We start from the raw sequence: 25092 nt of genomic DNA on the forward strand, positions 1-25092 counted from the left end.
GGGTCGGTCGGGCCGTCGGCTGCGGCTGTTCAGGAGGGTGGGAATCAGCCGTCGGCGACGGCTCGGGGGCACCCGGCCGTCGCCTGTGGTCGCTTCGGTTGCCGCGGCCGTTGCCTGTGGTCGCTTCGGCTACTCCGGCCGGCTCCCGCGGTTGTTTTCGGATCTCGGATGGACCGTGGGCGACGGCCGGGGTGCTCGGAACGCCACTCGGCCTCTTCCGATCTCGGCGACGGCTTGGGGGGGCGAGTGGCTGAACGGCGCCGATGCACGAGGCGACCGGAGGCGGCGCCCGTCAGGCGTGATCGCATCCGCAGCCGAGTCGACGGTCACGTTCATGATCAACTTCCGTTTAAGTGGTATTGGGCTCGTCCCGGCCGTCGTCCAGGGCTGAGTTGGCGTCCGGAAGGAGCCGTGGGGGACGGCTGGTTGGTCTGGGCCGTCGTCCAGGGCTGGGTTGGCGTCCGGAAGGAGCCGTGGGGGACGGCTGGTTGGTCTGGGCCGTCGTCCAGGGCTGGGTTGGCGTCTGGGTGGAGCCGTAGAGCACGGCTGGTGGGGCTGAGCCGTCGTCCAGGCCTGAGTTGGCGTCTGGGTGGAGCCGTAGAGCACGGCTGGTGGGGCTGAGCCGTCGGGCGTGGCTGGCTCGGGGTATGGGTTCGACCGTCGTATACGGCTGGGTGGGGTCTGGGGCGTCGAGGGTCAGGGGTGGAGGGTGGGGAAGGCCTCCTTGAGCATGGTTCGCCAGTGCGGGAGCGGCGACACCGGCGTGGTCGACCAGCGGTCGTGACCCAGCACGCTGTAGGACGGGCGGGGAGCCGGCCGTGGGAACCGGTCGCTGGTCGTCGGGAGGATGCGGGCCGGGTCGAGGCCCGCTTCGGTGAAGACCGCCTGGGCCAGCCCGTGCCACGTGGTCGACCCGGCGGCCGTGCCGTGATAGGCGCCGGCGGGGGCGCGATCGGCCAGGGCGGCGTGTGCCAGCGCCACCGACTGCTGGGCGAGGGCGTAGGACCAGGTGGGCTGCCCCTGCTGGTCGTTGACCACGGTCAGGGTGTCGCGCTCGGCGGCTAGGCGGAGCATGGTGCGGACGAAGTTCGGTCCGTGTGCGCCGTAGAGCCAGGCGGTGCGGATCACGTACCCGCCGGCGGCCAGGACCGCCCGCTCACCCGCCGCTTTCGTCCTGCCGTACGCGTTGACCGGCGCGTAGGGCGTGTCCTCGGCGTACGGGCTGGTGGCGGTGCCGTCGAAGACGTAGTCGGTGGAGAAGTGGATCAGGCGGGGGCCGGCCGCGGCGGCGAGGACCCGGACGGCTTCGGCGTTGACCGCGGCGGCAGCCCCGGGGGAGGTCTCGGCGCCGTCCACGTCGGTCCAGGCGGCCGTGTTGAACACGACGTCCGCTCCGGCGACGGCGTCGCGGACGGCTGCGGGGTCGGTGATGTCCAATTCGGCCCGCGTCGTCGCGATCACCTCGAGCCGGGTGTCCGTGGAGGTGGCGGATGTGGGGGCGGCGGATGTGGGAGTGGCGGATGTGGGGGCGGCGGATGTGGGAGTGGGGGATGTGGGAGTGACGGACGTGGGAGTGACGGACGTGGAGGTGGCGGATGTGGGAGTGGGGGAGCCGAGGACTGCGTGGAGGTCGCGGCCCAGCATCCCGTCCGCGCCGGTGATCAGCCAGCGCATCAGAGGCCGGCCCGGGCCTTCAGCGGTTCCCACCACGGGCGGTTGTCGCGGTACCACTGGACGGTGCCGGCGAGTCCCTGTTCCAGCGGGACCCGCGGCGCGTACCCCAACATGGTCTTGATCTTGGAAATGTCGAGGGAGTAGCGCCGGTCGTGACCCAGGCGGTCGCCGACCGGGCGGACCATCTCCCAGCCCGCGCCGCACGCCTCCAGGAGACGCCCGGTCAGCTCCTTGTTGCTCAGCTCGGTGCCGCCGCCGATGTGGTAGACCTCGCCGGCCGCGCCCTTCTCCAGGACGAGCTGGATGCCGCGGCAGTGGTCGTCGACGTGCAGCCAGTCGCGGATGTTGCCGCCGTCGCCGTAGAGCGGGACCGGCTTGCCGTCCAGCAGGTTGGTGACGAAGAGCGGGATGACCTTCTCCGGGAACTGGTGCGGGCCGTAGTTGTTGGAGCACCGGGTGACGACGACGTCCATGCCGTGGGTGCGGTGGGCGGCGAGGGCGAGCAGGTCGGAGCCGGCTTTGGAGGCCGCGTACGGCGAGTTGGGCGAGAGCGGCCACGACTCGGTCCACGAGCCGTCGGCGATGGAGCCGTAGACCTCGTCGGTGGAGACGTGCACGAAGCGGGGGACGCCGACGTCGCGGGCGGCGTCCAGGAGGACCTGGGTGCCGAGGACGTTGGTGGCGACGAAGGGGACGGCCCCGGCAATCGACCGGTCGACGTGCGATTCCGCCGCGAAATGGACTATCGCGTCATGTCCCGGGAGGATCTCCCGGAGTAATCCCGCATCGGATATGTCGCCTTCGACGAAGGTCAGCCGAGAATTCTCCGCGGGAAGGTTCGCGCGATTCCCGGAATAGGACAACAGATCCAGAACGGTCACGTCGGCCCCGGGCGCGCCGGGGTATTCGTCCTGCAGGAGAGCCCGGACGTAGGCTGAACCGATGAAGCCGGCGCCGCCGGTCACGAAAATCCGCACGGGTGTCGAGTGTAGACGAACGTCGTGATCTGTTTAGTCTCCTCTGGTGCGTGGAATCCTGCTCGCCGGTGGCACCGGCTCGCGACTGTGGCCGATCACGATGGCCATGTCGAAACAGCTCATGCCGATTTTCGACAAGCCGATGATCTACTATCCGCTGACCACGCTGATATCCGCCGGGATCAGGGAGATCCTGGTGATCACGACACCGGAGGACCAGCCGCAGTTCCAGCGCCTGCTGGGCGACGGGAGCCGCCTCGGCCTGCGTCTGGAGTACGCGTCGCAGCCCCGCCCGGAGGGCATCGCGCAGGCGTTCCGGATCGGTGCGGAGTTCATCGGGGACGAGCCGGTCGCGCTGATCCTGGGCGACAACATCTTCCACGGTACGGGTCTGGGCCGGCAGTTGTCCCGGTTCCGGGAGCCGGCCGGTGGCCGGGTGTTCGCGTACCCGGTGGCCGACCCGGAGCGGTACGGCGTGGTCGAGTTCGACGCCGGCGGCCGGGTGCTGTCGATCGAGGAGAAGCCGGAGCGGCCGAAGTCCACCTATGTCGTCCCGGGCCTGTACTTCTACGACGCCGACGTGGTGCGGATCGTGGAGAAGCTGGAGCCCAGCGCGCGCGGCGAACTGGAGATCACCGCGGTGAACGAGGAGTATCGGCGGCAGGGCCGGCTCGGCGTGACCGTCCTGGACCGGGGCACGGTGTGGCTGGACACCGGGACGTTCCAGTCGATGGTGCAGGCCTCGGAATACGTGCGGGTGATCGAGGAGCGGCAGGGCTTGAAGATCGGCTGTGTCGAGGAGGCGGTCTGGCGGCTCGGCCTGATCGGCGACGAGCACCTGCGTGACCTGGCCGGACCGTTGCGCAAGAGCGGTTACGGGGACTACCTGCTGCGCCTGCTGGACGGTGGCCTGCGATGAAGATCCGTCCGCTCGGCATCGCCGGTTCCTTCGAGGTCACCCCGGTGCAGCACGGTGACGCCCGGGGCTCGTTCCTGGAGTGGTACCGCTTCGACCATCTGGCCGCGGCCGTCGGCCATCCGCTCGACCTGGCGCAGGCGAACCTGTCCACCTCGGCCCGGGACGTGGTGCGCGGTGTGCACTTCGCCGACGTGCCGCCCGGTCAGGCGAAGTACGTGACGTGTGTGAGCGGCGCGGTGCTCGACGTGGTGGTGGACATCCGGGTCGGCTCGCCCACGTTCGGCCTGTGGGAGGCGGTGACGCTCGACGACACCGACCGGCGGGCGGTGTATCTGGCCGAGGGGCTGGGGCACGCCTTCTGCGCGCTGACCGAGGGGGCGACGGTGGCGTACCTGTGCTCGTCGACCTACCGTCCCGGCCACGAGCACGGCATCCATCCGCTCGATCCGGAGCTGGGTATCACCTGGCCGGCGGCGGTGCCGCTGCTGTCCGGGAAGGATGAGTCGGCCCCGACGCTGGCGCAGGCGCGCGCGGCGGGCCTGCTGCCGAGTTTCGAGGCCTGCAACAGTTATGTCGAAAGCAAATTCGTCTGATTGGCGACAGTCAATCGTGACTCCTGGCCTGTTGACCGCCCGCCAACAGGCACGATAAAGACTGCTGTCCGATGAGGACAGTCAACTGAGGCCCCCATCCACCGAATCGTCATTCCTGTCGATCGGAAAGCTGTAGCGGTCCGTGTGGGAGCGTGTGCACTCTGTTTCATGTCCCGCGTGTTTCTGCGACGGGATCATGGTCCGTCATGTCGGTTAAAACGGACAAACGCATTGATCGCAGCAAATACTGTGGGGGCACAGGCGTGCAGACGATCGACTCCGTCTCGACGGTCGACCTCAGCGAAGCGGCACAGCGACTCAAGGAACCCAACCGGGCACCCGGGACCCGTATCGGCTGGCAGAGCCGGTACTCCCTGACCCTCTACCTGCTCGATTTCACGGTCGGCTTCTCCGCCGCGTCCTGGGCGCTGATCCTGCGCTTCGGACCCGCAGGGGCGGGACCCCACCTGCCGGGCTACCTGCTCCTCACGTTCCTGTTCCCGGTCGCGTGGATGGCGTGCCTCGCCGTGAATCGCGCCTACGAGCCGCGGCACCTGTTCGTCGGAACCGACGAGTATGCCCGGGTATTTCGTGCCGGATTGGCGCTCACCGCTCTCATCGCTATTGTTTCCTTCGGGTTCGACCTGCGTTTGGCGCGGGGATACGTGCTCATCGCGATGCCGCTGGCCGTCGCCGTCGGCATCGGGGCGCGATATGTGTTCCGGCAGCGCCTGCACCGTTCCTGGGCGAGCGGCAACCGCCTCCAGCGGGTCATTCTGGTGGGCCACGAGAACGCCGTCGCGGACATGACCCGCAGGTTGCGCCGGGAGCGGTACCACGGCCTCGGGGTGATCGGCGCGTGCCTGCCGCCCGGGCCCGGCCGGACCGATTTCGTTCCGGGCATGCCCCCGGTCTACGGCACCTTCGACACGGTCGGCACCGCCGTCGGGCGCTCCGGCGCGGACACCGTGGTGGTGCTCTCCTGCCCGGAGATCGACGGCGCCGCCCTGCGCCGCCTCGCGTGGGAACTCGAGCGCGACGACATCGACCTGATCGTCGCCAGCACCCTGGTCGACGTCGCCGGGGACCGTACCACCATCCGACCGGTCGACGGCCTGCCGATGCTGCACGTCGAACATCCCCGGCTCAAGGGCAGCGCCCGCCTGATCAAAGCGGCCTTCGACCGGATCGGCGCACTGATCCTGCTGACCCTCAGCTCACCGCTGCTGGCCGTGGTCGCGACACTGGTCGCACTGGGCGGCGGACAGGTGATCTTCCGCCAGGAACGGGTGGGCAAGGACGGACGGCCGTTCACGCTCTACAAGTTCCGCACCATGGTCGTCAACGCCGAGGCCCGGCTGACCGAACTGCGCAACCTCAACGAGACCGACGGCGAACTGTTCAAGATGCGCAAGGACCCGCGGGTCACACCGGTCGGCCAGTGGCTGCGCCGGTTCTCCCTCGACGAACTGCCGCAGCTGGTCAACGTGCTGAAGGGCGACATGTCACTGGTCGGCCCACGGCCGCCACTGGCCCGCGAGGTGGCCGGTTATCCGTCGGACATGCTGCGCCGGCTGGTGGTCAAACCCGGACTGACCGGCCTGTGGCAGGTGTCCGGACGCTCCGACCTGAGCTGGGAGGAGTCGATCCGGCTCGACCTCACCTATGTGGAGAACTGGTCACTCGCCATGGACCTCGCGATCCTGGCCCGCACCGCGAGCGCCGTCGTCCGCAGCTCCGGGGCGTACTGAGGCGGCCGGGGCGGCGGGAGCCGCCGGGGCGGACCAGCTGGCGAGCAGTTTCAGGCTGTCGTCGGCGGCGGTACCGGGGGCCGCGCTGTAGACGCACAGCTGCAGGCCGCTGTCGTCCGGCAGGGTCATCGTCTCCTGGTCGAGTTCCAGGTCGCCGACCAGGGGATGGGTGAGGCGTTTGGTGCTCTCCCGGAAGACGTGCACGTCCTGCGATCCCCAGAGCACGCGGAACACGTCGCTGCGGGTGGACAGCTCACCGATGAGGTTCGACAGGTCCCGGTCGTACGGGTTGCGGGCCGCCTCGACGCGCAGCGCGCCCACCGCGAACCGGGCCATCAGGTCCCAGTCGGTGAAGAACCGCCGGGCAGCGGGGTGCAGGAACCCGAACCGGGCGACGTTCGCCCCGCAGGCCGGGTCGGCGAACATCTCCGCGTAGAGGGCCCGGCCCAGCGGGTTCGCGACCAGCATGTCGAGGCGGTTGTTCATCACGTAGGCGGCCATCCCCGGCATGCCGTCGACGATCCGGGCCACGCTCGGCCGTACCGCCGGCCGGGCCGCCCGCTGACCGGCCTGTCTCCTGGCGCCCGGGCCGGCGGCGCGGGCCAGGTCGTACAGGTACATCCGCTCGGTGGCGTCCAGCCGCAGCGCCCGGGCGAGGGCGTCCAGCACGCTGTCCGAGACGCCCTGCAGGTTGCCGCGTTCCAGGCGCGTGTAGTACTCGACGCTCACCCCGGCCAGCGTGGCCACCTCACCCCGGCGCAGCCCGGGCACCTGCCGCCGGCCGTAGACCGGCAGACCCGCCCGCTCGGGGGTGACCCGGTCACGCCGGGAACGGAGGAAGGCACTGGCCGCGTCCCGGTTGTCCATGATCAAAGAATAGGCGCGCCCCGCGCGGGTGGGGGGTCCCTGCCAGTACCCCTCGTGGCAGAGGCTCCCCGGTCGCCGCCGGTTGCCGTTGCATGGTGCCTGTCCCGATCACCGGGGCCCGACGAAAGGCACTTCACCATGAGTAACCAGATCGCAAGCCCCGCCGATGTCGTCCGTGAGCTGTACGGCGCGCTGGCCCAGGGCGACGTGCCGGGCCTGCTGGAGCGGCTCGACCCGGACGTGATCGTCGACGAGCCGGCGCAGCTCCCCTACGGCGGTGTGCACCGGGGACGCGACGTGTTCGTGCAGTCGATCCTGGGCGCGATGATGGGGTACGCCGAGGTCGCCATCACCGCCGCCGACGTGTTCGAGGGCCCGGCCGGTGTGGTCGGCACGCTGACCGGGACGCTCACCGCCCACACCACCCGTGAGCAGTTCCCGTTGACCATGGTCGAGATCCACCAGGTCGTGGACGGCACGATCCGCAAGATCGACGTCTACACGAAGAACCCGCACGAGCTGGCCGCGTTCTACGGCCGGGCGAGCGTCTAGCGGCTGCCCGGCAGGAGGCTCTGGGCGGTCAGGGGCGACAGCGGCGGGCGCGGCTCGTCGACCGGCGGCCAGCCCTGCGACCACACGTCGCGGTCGCGCCAGATCGACGGCCAGTCGACGGCGCGGTCGCGGCCCCGGCCGCGGAGGGCCTGCCCGACGGCGCGGAGGGCGACGCCGGCCGCCATCAGGGTGATGGCGGTGCGGGCCCGCCACGGGGTCCAGTGCCGCCGGACGTACGTGGACTTGCCGCGCAGGATCTTCAGCCGCTGGCCGGAGGAACTGGAGGACGCGCCCCCCACGTGGATCACGGTGGCCTGCGGGACGACGACCGGGCGTGCGCCCAGCTCGGCCGCCCGGGTGCAGAGGTCGATGTCGTCGCTGTACAGGAAGAACTGCGGGTCGAAGCCGCCCAGGCGTTCGAAGAGTTTGCGCTGGATCAGCATGCAGCAGCCGGACACCGCGGGGACCACGCGCACGCTGCGCCGATCGTACCCGGGAAGGCCCTCGGGGTTGGTCAGCGCGCTGCGCGGGAAGAGCGTCGACAGGCCGGTCGCGAATCCGAGGTATCCCCGCAGGGTGGGCAGACCCCAGGCGCAGAACATGTCGTCGGTGCCGTCGGGGTGCAGCGTGCGGCCGGTGTAGAGGCCGTGCCGCGAGTGCTTGCGGGCGAACCGGCCCAGTTCGGCGACCGGGTTGCCGACCGGCGCCGTGTCCGGGTTGAGGAACAGCAGGTGGGTGCCGTCGGTGGCGACCGCGCCGCGGTTGATCGCGCGGCCCCACCCGACGTTCTCCGGCAGCCGGATCAGGCGCACGCCCGGGAACTCGCCGGCGATGGCGTCCGCCGATCCGTCGGCCGACGCGTTGTCGACCACTGTCACGTCGAAGGCGACATCGGGGGTACGACTCGCGTCGAGCTCCCGCAGGCAGCGGCGGGTGAGCTCGCTGGTGTTGTACGAGACGATGACGACCGAGATGTCGGGGCGGGTCACGGGGTGGCCTTTCGGGTGTGGAGACGGTCGAGGGCGCTGCCGGCGAGCAGGCGCAGCGCGAACGGGGCGTCGTCGATCAGGTAGCGGCGCATCAGCCGGCGAGGTTCTCCGGCGAGGCGGTGCACCCACTCGAGGCCGGTGCGCTGCATCCAGCCGGGGGCCCGCGAGTGCACGCCGGCGACGAAGCCGATCGCCGCGCCGCAGCCCAGGAACCAGGTCTGCGGGAGCAGCGGGCGCAGCCGGGCGATGACCCGCTCCTGTTTCGGGAAGCCGAGGCCGACGAAGACCAGGTCCGGGGCGGCCGCGGTGACCGTGTCGCAGACCTGCTGGAACCCGCCGGGGTCGGTGTCGAAGCCGAACGGCGGGCTCAGGTGGCCGGCGATCCGGATGCCGGGGAAGCGGGCGCGCAGCGCGTGGTCGGCCCGCGTGGCGGTGCCGGGCTCGCCTCCCAGCAGGAAGACGGAACGCCCGGCACCGGCGGCGGCCGCGGAGAGGCTCCAGATCAGGTCGGAGCCGGCGACCCGGGCCGGCAGGGGAGTGCCGGCGATCCGGCTCGCCCAGACCAGTGGCTTTCCGTCCGCGACAACGATTGACGACGATGTCACATGACGGCGTGAATCAGCATCTCGCACCACTCGATGCAGAATGTCCACATTGGGGGTGATGATTTGCCCGCCGTTACCCGCCCGCCAGCTGCCCGTCACTTGATCAATTACCTCGGGTTCGGTGATGCGATCAAAGTGGACACCGGCAAGTAGGATGCGATTTCGCTGCTGGGCAGGCTTCTCCCGAGACGCCTTCACATCTTGCAACTTAGCGTGCGATCCGATGTGGACAAGGGCACTATCGGCCGCGAAGCCTGTCAACAAAGCGATACTTCCTCGTCCTTTCGACCGGTTGTCCCGGCCTTGCTCCCGCGAAAGCATCACGACGTGCGAATTAGCGTCATCATCCCGGCTTTCAACGAGGAGGCGGGCATCGCCGCCGCCGTGAACGCATTGACGGAGGACGCTGACCTGGAGATCGTCGTGGCCGCCAACGGCTGCACCGACCGGACCGCGGAGGTCGCCCGCGCCTGCGGGGCGCGGGTCGTGGAGGTCGCCGCGGCGTCCAAGACCGCGGCGCTCAACGCGGCCGACGCGGTCGCCACCGGCGACGTGCGGATCTATCTCGACGCCGACGTGCCGGCCCGCCCGGCGCTGCTGCGGGACCTGGCCGCGGCGGTGGCCGAGCCGGGGATCGAGGCGGCGGTGCCGCGCCCGGCCGTCGACACCTCCGGGAGCACCTGGCCGGTGCGGGCCTTCTACGCGATCAACTCCCGCCTGCCGGTCTTCCGGGGGCGGCTGTTCGGGCGCGGGGTGATCGCGGTGAGCACGCGGGCCCGGTCCCGGTTCGCCGGGTTCCCCGACCTGACGGCGGACGACATGTTCCTGGACGCCGTGGTGGCCCCGGGGGAGAAGGCCGAGATCGGGGTGCCGGTGCGGGTGGTGGCACCGCGGACGCTCGACGAGCTGGTCCGGCGGGTCGCGCGGGCGCGGGACGGCAACGCGGAGTTCCAGCGGTTCCGGCAGTCGGCCCCCGCGGGGGTCGCGCTCGTCGCGCCGGAGCCGGACGCCACGTCGTGGCTGCGTGACGTGGTGCTGCGGCGGCCGTGGCTCGGCCCGGCGGCGGTGGTCTACGTGGCCGTGGTGCTGCTGGCCGAACGCCGCCGGCGGTCGGCTTCCTGGGACGTGCGGTCCGGGTGGGGACGCATCCCGGCGCAGCGGTCGCCGAGGGACTGACGTGGACAAGAGGATCATTCCGGTGCTGGTGGCCGGGGTCGCGGTGGTCGCGTCGGGGACTTTCTTCGTGCAGTCGCGGGCTTCGGACGTACCCGACAACGTTTTTGAATCTCCTTCTATTGAAATTTCGGAGATGTCGGAACTGGGACGGGTGGCGTGGGAAGGCGGACCGTCCTACTACTCGCGCTTCGCCAAGGCGAAGGACTGGGACGATCCGGACTTCTTCCCGATCGGTGTCTGGTACGAGGGCGTCTACACCCAGGAGGAGCTCGACAGGGACAAGGCGGTCGGCCTCAACACCTACGTGATGCTGACCAAGGACTCCGACCTCGACCTGATCGAGCGCAACGGCATGCACGCGATGACCGGCGACGCACGCGCCGATTCCGGCGACGAGACCACCGCCTGGATCATCAACGACGAGGTCGACATGTGGGGCGGCGCCGGGACCGGCACCTGGACCGGCAAGTATCCCGGCGAGGGTCATCCGTGCACCTCCGGGCAGTACGACTGCGGCTTCGACGTGATGAAACGCCTCTCCGCCGAGCTGCCCACCGGCGACGGCCGGATGCGGTATGCGAACTTCGGCAAGGGCGTCGTGTTCTGGCAGGGCGACGACGCGGCCGGCCGGTTCGTCAACGACTGGACCACCGTCGTCTCCAACGACGTGTACTGGTACACCGACCCGAACGTCTGCTACTCGGCCTCCGAGGGCCCGGCGATCGGTGTCCCGGAGAACGCCTGCCGGCGTTCCGCCAATTACGGCCTGACCATGGACCGGATGCGCGAGCTTGACGCTCGGGATGGCAAACGCCAGCCGATCTACGCGTTCGTCGAGGTGGGCAGGCCGTTCGAGGATGCCACCGCGCCGACGATCACACGGGACCAGATCGCCGGCGCGGTGGTCAATTCACTGATCCACGAGGCGCGCGGGATCCTCTACTTCAACCACAACTTCAGTGGCGACTGCGTGTCGCAGCACGTGCTGCGGGACGCCTGCGGCGCGGCGGTGCGGCCCGCGGTCACCGAGTTGAACAGGCGGATCACCGGCCTGGCCCCGGTGCTGAACACCCAGTCGTACGCGTGGAGGTTCAACCCGCGGCTGGACACCATGCTCAAGGAACACGACGGGTCGTACTACGTGTTCGCGATGCCGAGCCGGTTCGGCGGCACCGGTGAGCAGAGGCTGACGCTTCCCGGCGGCGTCGCCGCGACGAACGCGACCGTTCTCTTCGAGGACCGGACGGTGTCCATCGAGAATGGTGCCATCATCGATACGTTCGCCGAGGAGTACTCCTACCACATCTACAAGATCAGCCGGTGAAAGGGCAGACGTGGACTTTTGGGACCTCACCAAGCTGATGTTCCGCCGGTGGTACGTCTCGGTGCCCGCGTTGCTGATCGCGGTCGCGGTCACCCTGTTCGTCGCGACCCGCGTCGAACCGGACTACGTGGCCACCAGTTACGTGCAGCTGGTGCCGCCGGCGATCACGCCGAAGGCCGCCGACGAGACCAAGGCGAGCGCCCGCAACCCCTGGCTCGACCTGGGACTGGCGTCGCTGACCAAGGCCGGCATGATCGCGACCCAGGACCAGAGGAACGTGAAGGCGCTCAAGAACGCCGGGTTCAGCGACGACTTCACCATCACCCAGGACCCGCAGCTGCCGATCCTGACCGTCGAGGTGATCGGCGACACCGAGGTGCAGTCGACGCAGACCTCCGAACAGCTGATCAAGCGATTCACCGAGAGCGTGGCCGCGCTGCAGGACGAGTACGGCGCTCCCGGCGAGCAGATGATCACGGTGCGGCGGCTGGACCTGGGGGACAACGTCGAGGAGTCGACGTCGAAGGTGAAACGGGCACTGATCGCGGTCGCCGGCGTGGGTGTGCTGCTCACCGTGGCGTTGACCGTGGCGATCGACGCCTGGATCCGGCACCGCAGGAAACGTCCCGCGTCCGGTGAACCGGCTCCGGAACCCCCGTCACCCGCCGAGGGCCCGGGCGAGAAGACCGCCAGGATCCCGGTCTCCGCGGCGGGTGCGGCACCGGTCAAGGTGGCCAGCATCGAGGACACCATCGTGCTGCCGCCCTCGTGGAAGGACCGCGACCGGAGCACGAGCCCTTGAGCCTGTCGCTGCACCCGGCGGACCTCGACCCCACGCTGGTCGCCGACCGCACCTACGCGACCCGGCGGCGCTTCACCCGGATCGACGCGGCCGGCCTGCTCAGCATCCTGATCGTGCTGCTGATGCTGATTCCGGCCCGGCTGATCCTGCCCGCGCTCAGCGACGTCGGACGGCCCGCGGTGCTGCTCGGCCTCGGCCTGTGGTGCTGGTGGGTGCTGGTCCGGTTCAGCCCCCGGCTGATGGTCGGCGGGCCACAACCCCTGCGGTGGGCGGTCCTGATCTACATGGTCGCCCTGCTCATCTCGTACGCCGCCGGCTACTGGCGCGGCCTGTCCGCGATGGAGGCGAACGGCGCGGACCGGGCGATCCTGGCCGCGCTCGCCTTCACCGGGGTGATCCTGACCGGTGCCGACGGCATCCCCAACTGGGCCCGGCTGCGCGGGGTGCTGAAGACGCTGGTGTGGTGCGCCGGGATCGTCGGGTTCCTCGGCCTGGTGCAGTTCGCCTTCTTCTTCGACTTCACCCAGTACATCGTGGTGCCCGGACTCTCCTCGAACGGGGTGGAACCGGGCTTCGAGTGGCGCGGCGGGGCGATCCGGGTCGCCAGCACCATGACGCACTACATCGAGTTCAGCACCGTGATGGCGATGACGCTGCCGTTCGCCATCCACTTCGCCCGGTTCGCGCCGACTCGGCTGGGCCGCCAGGTGTTCATGCTGGTGGCGCTGGTGGTGGCGGCCGCGATCCCGGCCACCGTGTCGCGCACCGGGTTCGTCGCGGTCGGCCTGGCCGTGCTGGTGATGATCCCGGTGTGGGGCTGGCGGATGCGGTACAACATGGCCGTCGTCGGCGTCGGCCTGCTCGCCGGTCTGCTGGTGATGAAACCGACGCTCGCCAACACCCTGATCGGGCTGTTCGCCGGGGCCGGCGAGGACACCAGCATCACCGCGCGCACCAAACGGTACGAGATGGTCGGCTACTACTTCACCCAGCGCCCGTGGTGGGGACGCGGCACCGGAACCTGGATCTCGCCGCAGTACCAGTTCCTGGACAACCAGTGGCTGGCGCAGGCGCTGAGCACCGGGGTGGTGGGGGTCGCCGCGTTGGCCGGCCTGCACCTGACCGCGATCGGACTCGCGGCGGTGTCGATGCGGCGCGCGATCACGCCCGCGGACCGGGATCTGTGCGCGGCGCTGATCGCCACGCAGGTGATCGCGCTGGTGGTGGCGGCGTTCTTCGACTCGTTGAGCTTCAGCACGTACGCGATGGTGCTGGCCCTGATGATCGGGCTGACCGGGGCGGTCTGGCGGATGACGCACCCGGCGCGGATCGTGCGGACGACCGTCTCCCGTCGTTCGGCATAGGCGGTTCCGTCGTTCGGCATAGGCGTGTGTCGAACTGACGACAGTGGACAGTGCCCGAACAGGTGAGCACGCAGGGTGATCCAGAGGTTACGTTCACTGCGTGCGATCTCCCAGGATCCTCTCCGTCCTTCCCCGGCGGCGCCGGCTCGCCCTGCTGACCGCGTTCACGCTGGTCACGGCGATCTGCCAGGTGCTCACCACGAGCCCGGCCCGGGCTGCCGACCCGTGCGCGCCGGTGCTCAACCCGGTCGCCTGTGAGAACAGCAAGGCCGGCACGCCGCCGGAGGACTGGGACATCCTCGGTGCCGGGGACGACACGATTCAGGGCTACGCGACGGACATCAGTGTGGGGCTCGGCGAGACGATCGGGTTCAAGGTCGCGACGGACGCTTCCGCGTACACCATCGATGTCTTTCGTCTCGGTTTCTACGGTGGCGACGGCGCGCGCCGGATCACCCCGGTGACGCCGAACCCGGGCGTGGTCAACTCGACCGAGGACTGCCTGATCAACGAGGACATCGGGATCTTCGACTGCGGCGCGTGGAACGTCTCGGCGTCCTGGACGGTTCCGGTCACGATGGTCTCCGGCGTCTACATCGCCAAGCTGACCCGGCCGGACACCGGCGGCGCCAGTCACATCGTGTTCGTGGTGCGCAACGACGCGAGCACCTCCGACATGCTGTTCCAGACGTCCGACGCGACCTGGCAGGCCTACAACCTGTGGGGCGGTCCGGACTTCTACGAGGGCGGCGAGAACGGCCGGGCCTACAAGGTCAGCTACAACCGGCCGTTCGCCACCCGCGGGGCGATGGAGGGGCGCGACTTCCTGTTCAGCGCCGAATATCCGATGCTGCGGTTCCTGGAACGCAATGGCTACGACGTCAGCTACACCACGAACATCGACAGCGACCGGCGCGGGCAGCTGATCCAGAACCACAAGGTGTTCATCACCAACGGGCACGACGAATACTGGTCGGCCGCCCAGCGGGCCAACGTCGAGGCGGCCCGCGACGCCGGGACGCACCTGGCCTTCTTCAGCGGCAACGACGTCTACTGGCGCACCCGCTACGAGCCGAGCACCGACGGTCCGCCGACGGACTACCGCACGCTGGTCTGCTACAAGGAGACCTGGGCGGAGACCGACACCCTCGACCCGACCAGTGAGTGGACCGGCACCTGGCGTGACCCGCGGTTCAGCCCACCGGCCAACGGGGGTGGTCGCCCGGAGAACGAGCTGATCGGCACCGCCTACATGGCGAACTCGACCGATCTGCCGATGACCGTGCCCGCCGCGCAGGGCAGGTACCGGCTCTGGCGCGGCACGAGCGTCGCCGATCTGACCTCGGGGCTGGCCACGCTCGCCCCGCACACCGTCGGGTACGAGTCGAACGAGGACCTGGACAACGGGTTCCGGCCGCCCGGGTTGATCCGGCTCTCCACCACGGTCGGCCCCACCCCGGAATACCTGCTGGACTTCGGCAAGAACGTCGCACCGGGCACCACCACGCACTCGATGACGCTCTACCGCGCACCGAGCGGCGCGCTGGTGTTCTCAGCCGGCACGATCCAGTGGGCGTGGGGGCTCGACGACTACCACGACGGCGCGGTCTCACCGGTCGACGAACGGATGCAGCAGGCCACCATCAACCTGTTCGCCGACATGAACGTGCAGCCCGCGACGCTGATGAGCGGGATGGCCGCGGCCACGCCGTCCACCGACACCGCGGCGCCGACGGTCGCGATCACCACGCCGGCCGCGACCGCCACGGTGGCCAACGGCTCGCAGGTGACGCTCAGCGGCACGGCGACCGACACCGGCGGCGGGCGCGTCGCGGGTGTGGAGGTCTCCCTCGACAACGGTGTCTCCTGGCATCCGGCCGTCGGGACGTCCTCCTGGTCCTACACGTTCTACACGAGTGGTCTCGGTGCCCAGATGGTTCAGGTCCGGGCCATCGACGACAGCGTGAACATCGGCGACCCGGTCGCCCGGCAATTCGTCCTGACCGGCCGGAACACCCTGTTCGGTGCGCGCGTGCCGGCGAACACCTCGACCAACGACGGGACCTCGTTGGAGTTGGGTGTCAAGTTCAGACCTTCAGTGGCGGGTTTCGTCACGGCTGTGCGCTTCTACAAAGGCGCGGGAAACACCGGAACCCATACCGGCAGCCTGTGGTCGTCGTCGGGGGAGCGGTTGGCAAATGGGACTTTCACTGATGAGTCGGCTTCTGGTTGGCAGACTCTGAAGTTCAGTCGGCCAGTCGAAATTACGCCTTCGTCGACTTATATCGCCTCGTATTACGCCCCGAACGGACATTACGCCGCCGACGGGCAGGCGTTCAGCCTGCTCGACTGGTCGGCGCCGCCTCTGCGGGCACCCCGCTCGGCGACCGTCGGGGGCAACGGCGTCTTCGGGTACGGCGCGGGCTTCCCGACCCGCACCTACGGCGACACCAACTACTACGTCGACGTGCAGTTCGTCTCCAGCGAGAACGCACCGCCGGCCCCGGTCGCCACCACGCCGCTGCACAACGCCAGCGGCGTCGACCCGGCCGTGCACCCGGCGGTCGTCTTCACCAAGTCCCTGGACCCGGCGACCATCACCTTCGCCGTGACGTCCGCCGCCGGCGCCCCGGTCGCCGGAACGTTCGCCTACGCCGCGCCCACCAAGACGGTCACCTTCACCCCGTCGGCACCATTCACCCCGGCCACCACCTATCACGCCACGGTCACCGCCACCGACACCAACGGCATCACCACCGAGGAACCGGTCGAGTGGACCTTCACCACCGACCTGAACCCGTCGGTCAAGAGACTCTTCGCCACCGACGCGGTGCCCGACGAGGCCAGCAGCGACGACGCGGCCCCGGTCGAGCTGGGCGTCAAATTCGTCCCGCTGACCAGCGGCAAGATCATCGGTTTGCGGTACTACCAGGGCGCCGGCAACACCGGCACCCACACCGGGACGCTCTGGTCCTCGACCGGCGACGTGATCCGGCAGGTCACCTTCGGACCCGGCTCCGGCAACGGCTGGCAGACCGCGGCGTTCGACAGCCCGGTCGACGTGCTCGCCGGCGGCACATACGTGCTGTCCTACTTCGCACCCAACGGTGGGTATGCGGCCACGCCGAACTACTTCACCACGGCCCGGACCAACGGGCCGCTGCGTGCCCCGGCCGGCGCCAACGGCGTCTACCGCTACGGGTCGACCGGGTTCCCGACCAGCTCGTACAACTCCACCAACTACTGGGTCGACCCGCTGTTCCTGCCGTCCACCGGACCCGGCCCGACACCCGAACCGCCCACCGGCGTCAACGTCTTCGACGCCACGGCCACCCCGGCCCAGGCGAACTCCGGCGACGAGGACCCGATCAACGTCGGCATGAAGTTCATCCCCGACGTCGACGGCACCGTCACCGGCATGAGGTTCTGGAAAGGCCCCGAGAACACCGGCACCCACACCGGCGCCCTCTGGACCGTCGACGGCGACCCGCTCGCCCAGGCCACCTTCGGCACCGAGACCGCCTCCGGATGGCAGTCGATCCGGTTCGCCACGCCGGTCGAGGTCAGCGGCGGGCAGACGTACGTCGTCGGCTACCACACCGCGGCCGGTCAGTATGCGGTCACACCGAACGGGTTCGCCGACGCCGGAGTGATCGCACCGCCGTTGCGGGTCCCGCAGGGCGGCGGCATGTATGCCTACGGCACCAGCAACTTCCCCAACCTGCCGATCAACAACAACTTCTGGACCGACGTCTACTTCGAACCCTCCACCACCGCGGGCGACTGATGGCGCAGACACTGGCCGACCGGGCCGGCCGGGCCCTGGGCTGGAGCTTCCTCAGCACCGCCCTGGCCCGGCTCGGGACCCTCGCCATCGGCGTCGCCCTGGCCCGGATCCTCGGGCCGGCCCAGTTCGGCACCTTCGCCGTGGCGATGGTGGCCCTGCTCGCCGTGCTCAGCTTCAACGAACTCGGCGTCAGCCTGGCGATCGTCCGCTGGCCCGGCGAACCGTCCGCCATCGCCGGCACCGTCGCCACCATCTCGATGCTGTCCAGCGCCGTCGTCTACGCGGTCTGCTACCTGGGGGCGCCGGCGTTCGCCACGCTGATGGGCGACCCGGCCGCCACCCCGGTGGTCCGGCTGCTGACCCTGTGCGTCCTGGTCAACGGCGTCGTCGCAGTGCCCGCCGCCCTGCTGCAACGGCAGTTCCGCCAGGGCCGCAAGATGATCGCCGACCAGGTCACCACCTGGCTCGGCGCGGGCGTCTCGATCACCTGCGCGTTGGCCGGCCAGGGCGCGATGAGCCTCGCGATCGGCCAGCTGACCGGCGCGGTCGCCGGCGGCATCCTCCTGGCGGCGTTCGCCCCGGCGGGCCTGCGCCCCGGCTTCGACCGGGCGACCGCCCGCGACCTGCTCCGCTTCGGTCTGCCGCTGGCCGGCTCCAGCATCGTCGTCTTCGCCGTCGCCAACATCGACCGGCTGATCGTCGGCGCGGTCCTCGGCCCGGTCCCGCTCGGCTTCTACGTCCTGGCCGTCAACCTGTCCAACTGGCCGGTCACCATGTTCTCCCAGCCGGTCCGCCAGGTGGCGCCGGCCGCGCTGGCCCGCCTCCAGCACGACCCGCCGGCCATGCGCGGCACCTTCCTCACCACGGCCGGCCTGCTCACCGCCATCACGTTCCCGGCCTGCGCCCTACTGGCCGTCGCCGCCACCCCGGTGATCACCCTCGTCTACGGCTCGACGTGGGCGCCGGCGGCCGCGGTCCTGCCCTGGCTGGCACTGCTGGGCGCGCTGCGCATCATCTTCGAGCTGATTTACGACTACTTCGTGGTGCTGGCCAACACCCGGGTCGTCTTCGCCGTCCAGGTGGCGTGGCTGCTGCTCCTGGCCCCCGCGGTCTACCTCGGCGCCCGCTGGGGCGGTTCACCGGGCGCGGCGGCCGCCCAACTCGCGGTGGCGCTGGTCGCGATCCTCCCGCTCTACCTGCACGAACTCCGCCGGACCACGATCGCCCCGGCCGCGTTCCTGTCGCGTCTGGCACTGCCCACCGCCGTCACCGCCGTCGCGGCAGCCGCCTCCTTCGCCGCCGTGACCTACCTGCCGGTGCCGGCGGCGGCGCTGGCCGGCGTCGCGGTGATCGGCGCAGCCACCCTGGCCGTCCTGCTCCACCGCTCCCGCCACTCCCTGAAAACGCTGCGCGCCACCGCTTGACCAGTGCTTCTCCACAGCGGCCAACCGTGCGGCGATCAAAGCTAGACACGTGTCGTGGTCAGGATGCGAAGCCCATCCGTGTGGTGACTTCGGGCGCGCTGGACGCCTCAAGTCGCCACACCCGTGGTGGGTGTGGTGATTACGGGCGGGCTGCACGCCCCAAGTCATCACACCCGCGGTGTGTGTGGTGTTTGCGGGCGGGAGGGGCGGCTGCCGTCTCCATGCGGACCCCGATGACGAAACGCGTCCAGCCTGTCGGCGTCGGGGGAGCCCGGTTCGGCCGAGTGGACCAGCAGCCGCAAACCGCCGCTCTCGCCGACTTCGAGGGTCTCGTAATCGAGACTCATCCGGCCGGCGGCCGGGTGATGAAGCAGTTTCCGGCCGGTTCGGCAGTAGCTCACGTCCGCCCGCGCCCACAGCCGGGCGAACTCCGCGCTGCGCATCGACAGCGCGCCCACCAGACGCTGCATTCGCGGGTCGTCGGTGTGCATCCCGGCGGCGGAGCGGAGGGCGGCCGCGCACTCGGCCCGGACCGTAGCCGGCTCCACGTGTAGTTGCGCGGAGGCCGGGTCGAGGAAGGCGTCCCAGACGAGGTTGCGGCCGGGGGCGAGACCGGGATTGAGCAGCGTGGCCAGTTCGTTGGCGTGCACCACGGTCAGCCGGTGGTCCAGGAGCACCGCCGGCCACGGGGAGGTGTCGACCAGCCGGGCCACCGGCGGGCGGACCTGGCACCCGCCGGGTTCGGTGGCCGGCCGAGAGGCGACGGCGAGGCCGTGCAGGTGGGTGGTGGCGTCGGCGTTGAGGCGCAGTGCGCGGGCCAGGGCGCCGACCACCTCCGCCGACGGGTGGCGGTCGCGGCCCTGTTCCAGGCGGACGTAGTAGTCGATGCTGATCCGCGCCAGCTGGGCGATCTCCTCCCGGCGCAGGCCGCGGACGTGGCGGCGGCCGCCGGCCGGGAGACCCACGGCGGCTGGGGCGACGAGGGCACGCCGCGCCCGGAGGAAGTCGGCAAGATCCCCACGCATCCCTTCACGGTAGCCCGGCAGCGGTGCGGAAAACCTGGTAGTGACCGGGCCTGGAATGCGCCCTGCGGGCGGCGCAGTATCACCGTCGCCGCGATCCGGGAGAACATCGAGGGCCTCGTTGCGAGCCGGAGGAATCTGGCGAGCGACGAGGTGGCCGCCGCGATCGCCTACATCACGGGGCAGCCCGCCCACGTACTGATCAACGAGTTGCAGGTGCGCCCGATCAGCCATGTCTGACGGCCCTCGCGTTGTGCCGATCAGCGATCGTTCCGGATCGTGGATGGTACGTGCGGCCGGGCACGCCGACCCGCGATCGGCAGAACTGGATCACCGAGGCCGGGACGCCACCGCGCCACCATGTGAGTGCCGCCGCACCAGAGGGATCCGCAAGAACCGCCGGCGACGGCCGACATCGTTGAGCCGTCGTTGACGGTCCTTTTCGCGCCGGATTCGAGCCGTGGGCAACGGCGGGGACGTTCGAGCCGTTGCCGGTGGGCGGATTCGGGCCTGGCGGGAGCCGTGAACAACGGCCGGCGGTTGGGGAGCCGTCGGTGGCGGCCGGTTCGGGCCGCGCAGACGTTATGCAGCTTGAGTTCGTCGGGCCCGGTGGACCCGATTGGCGCGCCGGGGGCCTGGATGCTCAGGGCTTCATGGCCTGCTTGGCGAGGACCGCGACGTTGAAGTCGTCGCGGCGCTGGGTGCCCCGGAATGCTTGGTACTTGCGGTCGACCTTGTAGGTGAACAGGCCCGCCGCGGAGCGGGACGCCTCCCACGCCCGGGCGCCGGCCGGACGTGTGGAGGCCGCGGCCAGCGCCTGCTGGTAGATGGCCAGCTGGGTGTGCGCGGCCCGCAGCAGGCTGTACCGCTCCACCGCCAGCTCGCGGCCATACGCCGACAGTCGCGACCGCAGCGCCGGATCGTCGAGCAGGCGCAGCAGGTGCGCGGTCAGGGCGGGCGCCCCGGAGCCGCCCAGGCCGTACCAGCCCTGCTCGAGGAAGAGGTCGACCGTCTCGGGGGTCAGGAGTTCCCAGAAGCCCTGCTCGCCCTGGACGATCAGCGGGCGTCCGAACGCCAGCGCCCGCAGTGCCGAACTGCCCATGCCCAGCATGATGTCGGCGGCCGCGTAGGCGGGGCGCGGGTCGCGCAGCTCGCCGGTCAGCACCACCACCCGGCGTCCGGCTGCCGCGTTGGCGGCCGCGGCCCGGGCTTCCACGTCGGCGCGGGCGATGCCGTCGCCGGTGATCGTCAGACGGACCGGGTGGGTGCGGCCGAGTGTCCCCATCACGTCGATGGCGGTCAGGACGCCTTCGAGTTTCAACTCCGGGACGAGCCGGCACACCACGCCGATGTCCACGATGCCGGAGTCCCGGTCGAGCCCGAACTCCGAGCGGAACGCGGCGGCCGGAAGGTCGGGGGTGTTCAGGGTGACGTCCACCGGCGGTTCGATCAGGTGCACCGGGCCGGGCCGGCGGGCCGCGGAGTGGCGGCGCAGTGCCTCCGTGCCCACGACCAGCGGCATGTGGGCGGGCAGGAACGGCGCTACCGCCATCGACATGATCGTGCAGACCGCCGTCGCGCCGGGCACCGTGAGGGTCGCGCCGGCCGCGTCCATCGCGGGCGGCCACTCGTACCCGTGAACGATGTCCAGCCTGCGGGAGCGGACCAGGCCGCGGATCCGGCGGGCCACCGACGGCGATGGGCGTTTCCGGTCAGCGGGCAGCGGCAGGTGTTCCAGGCCGAGCTTCTCGACCAGGTCGACGAGCGGCCCGGGTTCGCCGATCACCGCCACCTCGTGGCCCAGGTCGCGGACCGCGGCGCCCAGTTCGATCGCGTTGATCTGGCTGCCGCCGATCTCCATGGCGTGCGGGTAGATCAAGATGCGCAAGGGGGTTCTCCTGTCGTGAGGCCGGCCAGGCCGGCCAGCACCCGGGCACGGTCGGTCCAGGTGTGCCGGGCCGCGAACGCACGGCGCTCGGCGCGATCACAACCTTGAAGGGGTACGCGCAAAGCCCGCTCCACGGCGTCGGCGAACCCGGCGGGCCCGGCTGCTTCGGTGATCAGTGGCGTGGCGAGCCAGTCGTTGGCCGGCAGTGGCGTGGCGACGACGGCACGCCCGGCGGCCAGGTACTCGAGGGTCTTGATCGGGAAACTGGACCGGTTGAACGGGGTGTCCGCGTACGGCGTGAGCCCCACGTCGATGACCCGGAGATAGCCGGGCAGGTCGTCGAAGGCCTTCGGCCCGGTGTGCCACACGTTGGGGCGGGCGGCCAGGGCGGCGAACCGCGACGACTGGTATCCCGCCGCGACCGGTCCGACGATCAGCAGGGAGACGCCCCGGTCGGCGACCGCTTCGAGCAGGGACAGGTCGATGCGGTCGTTGACGTGGCCGACGAACCCGGCGATCGGGCCGGGCAGCCGGGCGTCCTCCGGGATGCCGGCGGTGTCGACGTTCGCGTACGCCTCCGGCGTGCACCCGGTCGGCACCACCGTCGACGGGTGGCCGAGGGCCGCGTACCTCTCCTGCAGCGGCAGCGAGATCACCGCGACCTGTTCGGCGCGGCGCAGGGTGGCCTGTTCCTGGGCGGCGAGCCGGTCCCGGGGGATGCCGATCAGGTCCGCCCCGGCGACCAGGTCGTCGGTGGCGTAGAAGACGGTCCGCCGGGCCGGGACGGCGTGCAGGAGGTCCTCGACCCGGGTGGAGATCACCGCGGCGACGGGCCCGTTCGCAGAGACCGCCTTGCGGATGGCCCGGCGCATCAGCGGGGGTGTGAGGTGGTGCAGGACCGGCTGGTGCATGCCCGGCGCGACCCGGGGTGCGAGCCGGGTCAGCCCGGGGCGCGGCGACGACAGCAGCGGTGCCTGCCACGAGCGGGCCTGTTCCGGGTTGCGCCACTGGGTGAGGGCGGAGACGGGCGGGTCGACGTACATCACCGGGGTGAGCCGGGACAGTGCGTCGGCGATGTGCCGGTCGGTGCCGGCCGGGCCGTCGTACGGCGTCCCGGCCAGGTAGATCAGCAGGTCGTTCACGGTGTCGTCCCTTCCGGAACGCGGATCACGGCGGGGGACCAGGCGTCGGGGACGAGGATGCGGGGGGTGCCGGTGCCGTCGGCGGGCACCTGCCAGACGTCGCTGGAGGCGGTGCCGGCGGCCTGCCGGGACAGCCCGTAGAGGACGGTCCGGTCGTCGAGCCATTCGGCCTGGTCGTCGACGCTGCGGGTTTCGGTCAGCACGGTCTCCTCGCCGGTGGTGAGGTCGAGCACGGCCAGCCGCCACTGTCCGGCGGGCAGGTCGCCGTGTTTCTTGAAGGCGATCCGGGTGCCGTCCGGGGACAGCGACGGGCATTCGACGTCGCCGCGGATCGCGGTGACGGTCCGCCGGTTCAGGGAGCCCTCGACGAGCCAGGTCTTCCCGCCGGACGCCGCGGTGGCGTAGAAGCGGTCGTCGTCGGCGAAGGTGACGCCCCACATGTTCTTGTCAGCGGCGCCGATCTCCCTGCCGTCGACGAGGAGGGCGAATTTCTCGATGTCGCCGAGAGTGGAGCCGGTGGTGCGGCTGACGACGGTCCGGGTGGAGAACTGGCCGGGGTTGGCATAGGAGTCCCCGAACACGAAGGTCGTGGTGGTGGCCAGGCTGCCGTCCGGGGAGAGCCGGGCCCGGCTGGGGATGCCGGTCAGCGGAAGCTCAGCCGTCGCCACAAAATCACGATTTAAGAGAGTCGCCCGATATGTCGTGGCGATCCCGCGCCGCGCGGACAGACAGATCGCATCCACCGCGGTGGCGTAGACCCGCTCGCACGAGGCGGGTGTCAGCGCCCGCGGACCGGCCGGGTCGTCGAGTGGAGCCACGGCGACCTTGCCGTATCCGGGGCCCGGGACGGTGTTGCGGAAAACAACGTGCGGCTCTGTGCGTACAACATCGAGGTTGATATGGGAATTTGACTGTGAAATAGGTTCTGGACGATTCTTCCAGACATAGGAACCGGCTCCGGCGACCGCGGAGATCACCACCATGACCAACACGACGACCCGCATGCGGAAGGTCATCGCAGCAACCGCCATGCCAGGGGTGCGACCAGGGCCAACGCCACCGCGAAGAGCATCAAGGCCGTCGTGGGGCCGGTGACGCCCCACAGCACGCCGAACATCAGCGACGACGCGAAGCGGGCCAGCGCCACCACGGTCTGCGCGGACGCGATCCCGGTCCCGCGCGTCCCGTCCGGCACGAGCCTGCTGACCAGCGCCGGCAGCACCCCGTCGGTCGCCGCGTAGAAGACCCCGAGCAGCAGCAACACCACCAGCGTCAGCCCGGCACCGCCCGCCGGCAGCGCCGCCAGGCAGTAACACGCGAGCAGAGCGCCGTGCCCGGCCACCAGCACGCGAGCCCGGCCCAGGCGATCGGCGAGCCTTCCCAGGGGTACGGCCAGAGCCAGATACGCCACGTTGGTGCCCACGTAGAGCAGCGGGAACCAGCGTCCCGCGAAGTCGTCCCGGTCCTGCAGAGCCAGGTAGAGGAACCCGTCCCCGACGGTGACCAGCCCCAGCAGGCCGGCCGCGACCAGCGGCCGCCGAAGCCGGCGCCCGCCGACCTCGCGGGCCACCCGGCGCAACCCCACCCGGGCCGTGCCCGCCGCGGTCCGCAGGTTCGGCACGAACAGCACCAGCACGGCCAGCCCCGCCACGGCGAACGCGAACGACACCACGAAGATCGAGTCGTAGCCGCCCGGAACCGCCGCCAGCAGCGCGAACGCCACCAGCGGGCCGAGCGCCGCCCCGATCGTGTCCAGCGCCCGGTGCACCCCGAACGCGCGGCCCAGCGCGGCCGGATCGGACGCCTCGGCGATCAGCGCGTCCCGGGGCGCGGTCCGCAGACCCTTTCCCAGGCGGTCCGCGGTGACCACCGCGGTGATCGCACCGAACCCGGTGGCGGCCGGCATCACGATCCGGCTGACCGCGGACGTGCCGTACCCGAGGACCGCCACCCACTTCGGGTAGCCCGCACGGTCGCCCGCATAGCCGCCGGCGATCCGCAGGAACGCGCTGACCCCCTGGTAGATCCCGTCGAGGAACCCGTACGCCACCGGGCTGAGCCCCACCACCGCCGTCAGATACAGCGGCAGCACCGACGCGACCATCTCCGAGGACACGTCGGTGAGCAGACTGACCGTGCCGAGCAGCAGCACCGTCGTGGCGACCCGCCCGCCCGCGGACGCCGCGCCACCCGGACGGTCCCGGACCGTCACGTACATGCCCGGACCCCGCTGACT

Annotated in this window: 20 protein-coding genes; 10 read left to right on the top strand and 10 right to left on the bottom strand. The window is 70.5% G+C overall.

Annotation, left to right across the window (positions count from 1 at the left end; all coding sequences use genetic code 11):
• Positions 1 to 696: 696 nt before the first annotated feature.
• Positions 697 to 1674, bottom strand: a complete 978-nt coding sequence (gene rfbD / locus WH85_RS38245) for a dTDP-4-dehydrorhamnose reductase (protein WP_083449579.1) — start codon at positions 1672 to 1674, stop codon at positions 697 to 699.
• A complete protein-coding gene (gene rfbB / locus WH85_RS38250) occupies positions 1674 to 2651 on the bottom strand; it encodes a dTDP-glucose 4,6-dehydratase (RefSeq protein ID WP_045747037.1) in 978 nt (325 codons plus the stop codon). Before rfbB ends, rfbD begins: the two co-directional genes overlap by 1 nt.
• A gap of 46 nt (positions 2652 to 2697) precedes the next feature.
• On the opposite strand from rfbB, the gene rfbA reads away from it, so the two are divergent.
• The 3 genes from rfbA to WH85_RS38265 all read left to right on the top strand — a co-directional run bounded on the left by rfbA (position 2698) and on the right by WH85_RS38265 (position 5914).
• Entirely contained in the window at positions 2698 to 3570 is an 873-nt protein-coding gene (rfbA, locus tag WH85_RS38255; RefSeq protein ID WP_045747038.1) for a glucose-1-phosphate thymidylyltransferase RfbA, read from the top strand.
• Positions 3567 to 4163, top strand: coding sequence for a dTDP-4-dehydrorhamnose 3,5-epimerase family protein (locus WH85_RS38260; protein WP_045747039.1), 597 nt, complete (start codon positions 3567 to 3569; stop codon positions 4161 to 4163). Before rfbA ends, WH85_RS38260 begins: the two co-directional genes overlap by 4 nt.
• A gap of 263 nt (positions 4164 to 4426) precedes the next feature.
• Positions 4427 to 5914, top strand: a complete 1488-nt coding sequence (locus tag WH85_RS38265) for a sugar transferase (RefSeq protein WP_045747040.1) — start codon at positions 4427 to 4429, stop codon at positions 5912 to 5914.
• Here WH85_RS38265 and WH85_RS38270 read toward each other — a convergent pair.
• The gene (locus tag WH85_RS38270; RefSeq protein WP_045747041.1) at positions 5843 to 6781 is read right to left on the bottom strand and encodes a helix-turn-helix domain-containing protein; all 939 of its coding nucleotides are present in this window, start codon (positions 6779 to 6781) and stop codon (positions 5843 to 5845) included. The two genes, WH85_RS38265 and WH85_RS38270, sit on opposite strands and share 72 nt — an antisense overlap.
• A gap of 138 nt (positions 6782 to 6919) precedes the next feature.
• On the opposite strand from WH85_RS38270, the gene WH85_RS38275 reads away from it, so the two are divergent.
• Positions 6920 to 7333, top strand: coding sequence for a nuclear transport factor 2 family protein (locus WH85_RS38275; protein WP_045747042.1), 414 nt, complete (start codon positions 6920 to 6922; stop codon positions 7331 to 7333).
• Here the strand turns inward: WH85_RS38275 and WH85_RS38280 are convergent.
• Positions 7330 to 8322 carry a glycosyltransferase family 2 protein gene (locus WH85_RS38280; protein WP_045747043.1) on the bottom strand — a complete coding sequence of 331 codons (993 nt, stop codon included), beginning with the start codon at positions 8320 to 8322 and terminating at the stop codon, positions 7330 to 7332. The genes WH85_RS38275 and WH85_RS38280 overlap by 4 nt on opposite strands.
• The gene (locus tag WH85_RS38285; protein ID WP_245674269.1) at positions 8319 to 8927 is read right to left on the bottom strand and encodes a WecB/TagA/CpsF family glycosyltransferase; all 609 of its coding nucleotides are present in this window, start codon (positions 8925 to 8927) and stop codon (positions 8319 to 8321) included. Before WH85_RS38285 ends, WH85_RS38280 begins: the two co-directional genes overlap by 4 nt.
• 327 nt (positions 8928 to 9254) lie before the next feature.
• Between WH85_RS38285 and WH85_RS38290 the strand changes: the two genes are divergently transcribed.
• From WH85_RS38290 to WH85_RS38315, 6 genes are all read left to right on the top strand, one after another.
• Positions 9255 to 10103 (top strand): glycosyltransferase family 2 protein, encoded by an 849-nt coding sequence (locus WH85_RS38290; RefSeq protein WP_052721105.1) that lies wholly within the window; start codon positions 9255 to 9257, stop codon positions 10101 to 10103.
• Between the two features lies 1 nt (position 10104).
• Positions 10105 to 11427, top strand: coding sequence for a hypothetical protein (locus WH85_RS38295; protein ID WP_157411476.1), 1323 nt, complete (start codon positions 10105 to 10107; stop codon positions 11425 to 11427).
• A gap of 10 nt (positions 11428 to 11437) precedes the next feature.
• Positions 11438 to 12229 carry a hypothetical protein gene (locus WH85_RS38300; protein WP_045747046.1) on the top strand — a complete coding sequence of 264 codons (792 nt, stop codon included), beginning with the start codon at positions 11438 to 11440 and terminating at the stop codon, positions 12227 to 12229.
• Positions 12226 to 13593, top strand: a complete 1368-nt coding sequence (locus WH85_RS38305) for an O-antigen ligase family protein (protein WP_052721106.1) — start codon at positions 12226 to 12228, stop codon at positions 13591 to 13593. Before WH85_RS38300 ends, WH85_RS38305 begins: the two co-directional genes overlap by 4 nt.
• A gap of 100 nt (positions 13594 to 13693) precedes the next feature.
• Positions 13694 to 17380, top strand: a complete 3687-nt coding sequence (locus tag WH85_RS38310) for a DUF4082 domain-containing protein (RefSeq protein ID WP_052721107.1) — start codon at positions 13694 to 13696, stop codon at positions 17378 to 17380.
• Positions 17380 to 18804 (top strand): lipopolysaccharide biosynthesis protein, encoded by a 1425-nt coding sequence (locus WH85_RS38315; protein WP_045747047.1) that lies wholly within the window; start codon positions 17380 to 17382, stop codon positions 18802 to 18804. The genes WH85_RS38310 and WH85_RS38315 overlap by 1 nt, the downstream gene beginning before the upstream one ends.
• Before the next feature lie 167 nt (positions 18805 to 18971).
• On the opposite strand, the gene WH85_RS38320 is transcribed toward WH85_RS38315, so the two are convergent.
• From WH85_RS38320 to WH85_RS38340, 5 genes are all read right to left on the bottom strand, one after another.
• Complete coding sequence (locus WH85_RS38320; RefSeq protein WP_052721108.1) at positions 18972 to 19829, bottom strand: helix-turn-helix domain-containing protein; 858 nt, start codon at positions 19827 to 19829, stop codon at positions 18972 to 18974.
• A 640-nt stretch (positions 19830 to 20469) separates the two neighbouring features.
• Positions 20470 to 21714 carry a glycosyltransferase family 4 protein gene (locus WH85_RS38325; RefSeq protein WP_045747048.1) on the bottom strand — a complete coding sequence of 415 codons (1245 nt, stop codon included), beginning with the start codon at positions 21712 to 21714 and terminating at the stop codon, positions 20470 to 20472.
• Entirely contained in the window at positions 21702 to 22856 is a 1155-nt protein-coding gene (locus tag WH85_RS38330; protein WP_045747049.1) for a glycosyltransferase, read from the bottom strand. The genes WH85_RS38325 and WH85_RS38330 overlap by 13 nt, the downstream gene beginning before the upstream one ends.
• Entirely contained in the window at positions 22853 to 23674 is an 822-nt protein-coding gene (locus WH85_RS38335; protein ID WP_211275581.1) for a TolB family protein, read from the bottom strand. Before WH85_RS38335 ends, WH85_RS38330 begins: the two co-directional genes overlap by 4 nt.
• A 194-nt stretch (positions 23675 to 23868) precedes the next feature.
• On the bottom strand, positions 23869 to 25074 hold the full coding sequence (locus WH85_RS38340) for an MFS transporter (RefSeq protein WP_045747051.1): 1206 nt from the start codon (positions 25072 to 25074) through the stop codon (positions 23869 to 23871).
• Positions 25075 to 25092 lie beyond the last annotated feature (18 nt).

The sequence above is a fragment of the Actinoplanes rectilineatus genome, from assembly GCF_000962825.1.
GTDB lineage: Bacteria > Actinomycetota > Actinomycetes > Mycobacteriales > Micromonosporaceae > Actinoplanes > Actinoplanes rectilineatus.

Bases quoted from the DNA above. Each gene is read 5' to 3' on its own strand.
- WH85_RS38315 (WP_045747047.1), top strand. From the start codon at position 17,380: ATGGCGCAGACACTGGCCGACCGGGCCGGCCGGGCCCTGGGCTGGAGC.
- WH85_RS38270 (WP_045747041.1), bottom strand. From the start codon at position 6,781: ATGGACAACCGGGACGCGGCCAGTGCCTTCCTCCGTTCCCGGCGTGAC.
- rfbD (WP_083449579.1), bottom strand. From the start codon at position 1,674: ATGCGCTGGCTGATCACCGGCGCGGACGGGATGCTGGGCCGCGACCTC.
- WH85_RS38260 (WP_045747039.1), top strand. From the start codon at position 3,567: ATGAAGATCCGTCCGCTCGGCATCGCCGGTTCCTTCGAGGTCACCCCG.
- WH85_RS38340 (WP_045747051.1), bottom strand. From the start codon at position 25,074: ATGTACGTGACGGTCCGGGACCGTCCGGGTGGCGCGGCGTCCGCGGGC.
- WH85_RS38275 (WP_045747042.1), top strand. From the start codon at position 6,920: ATGAGTAACCAGATCGCAAGCCCCGCCGATGTCGTCCGTGAGCTGTAC.
- WH85_RS38320 (WP_052721108.1), bottom strand. From the start codon at position 19,829: ATGCGTGGGGATCTTGCCGACTTCCTCCGGGCGCGGCGTGCCCTCGTC.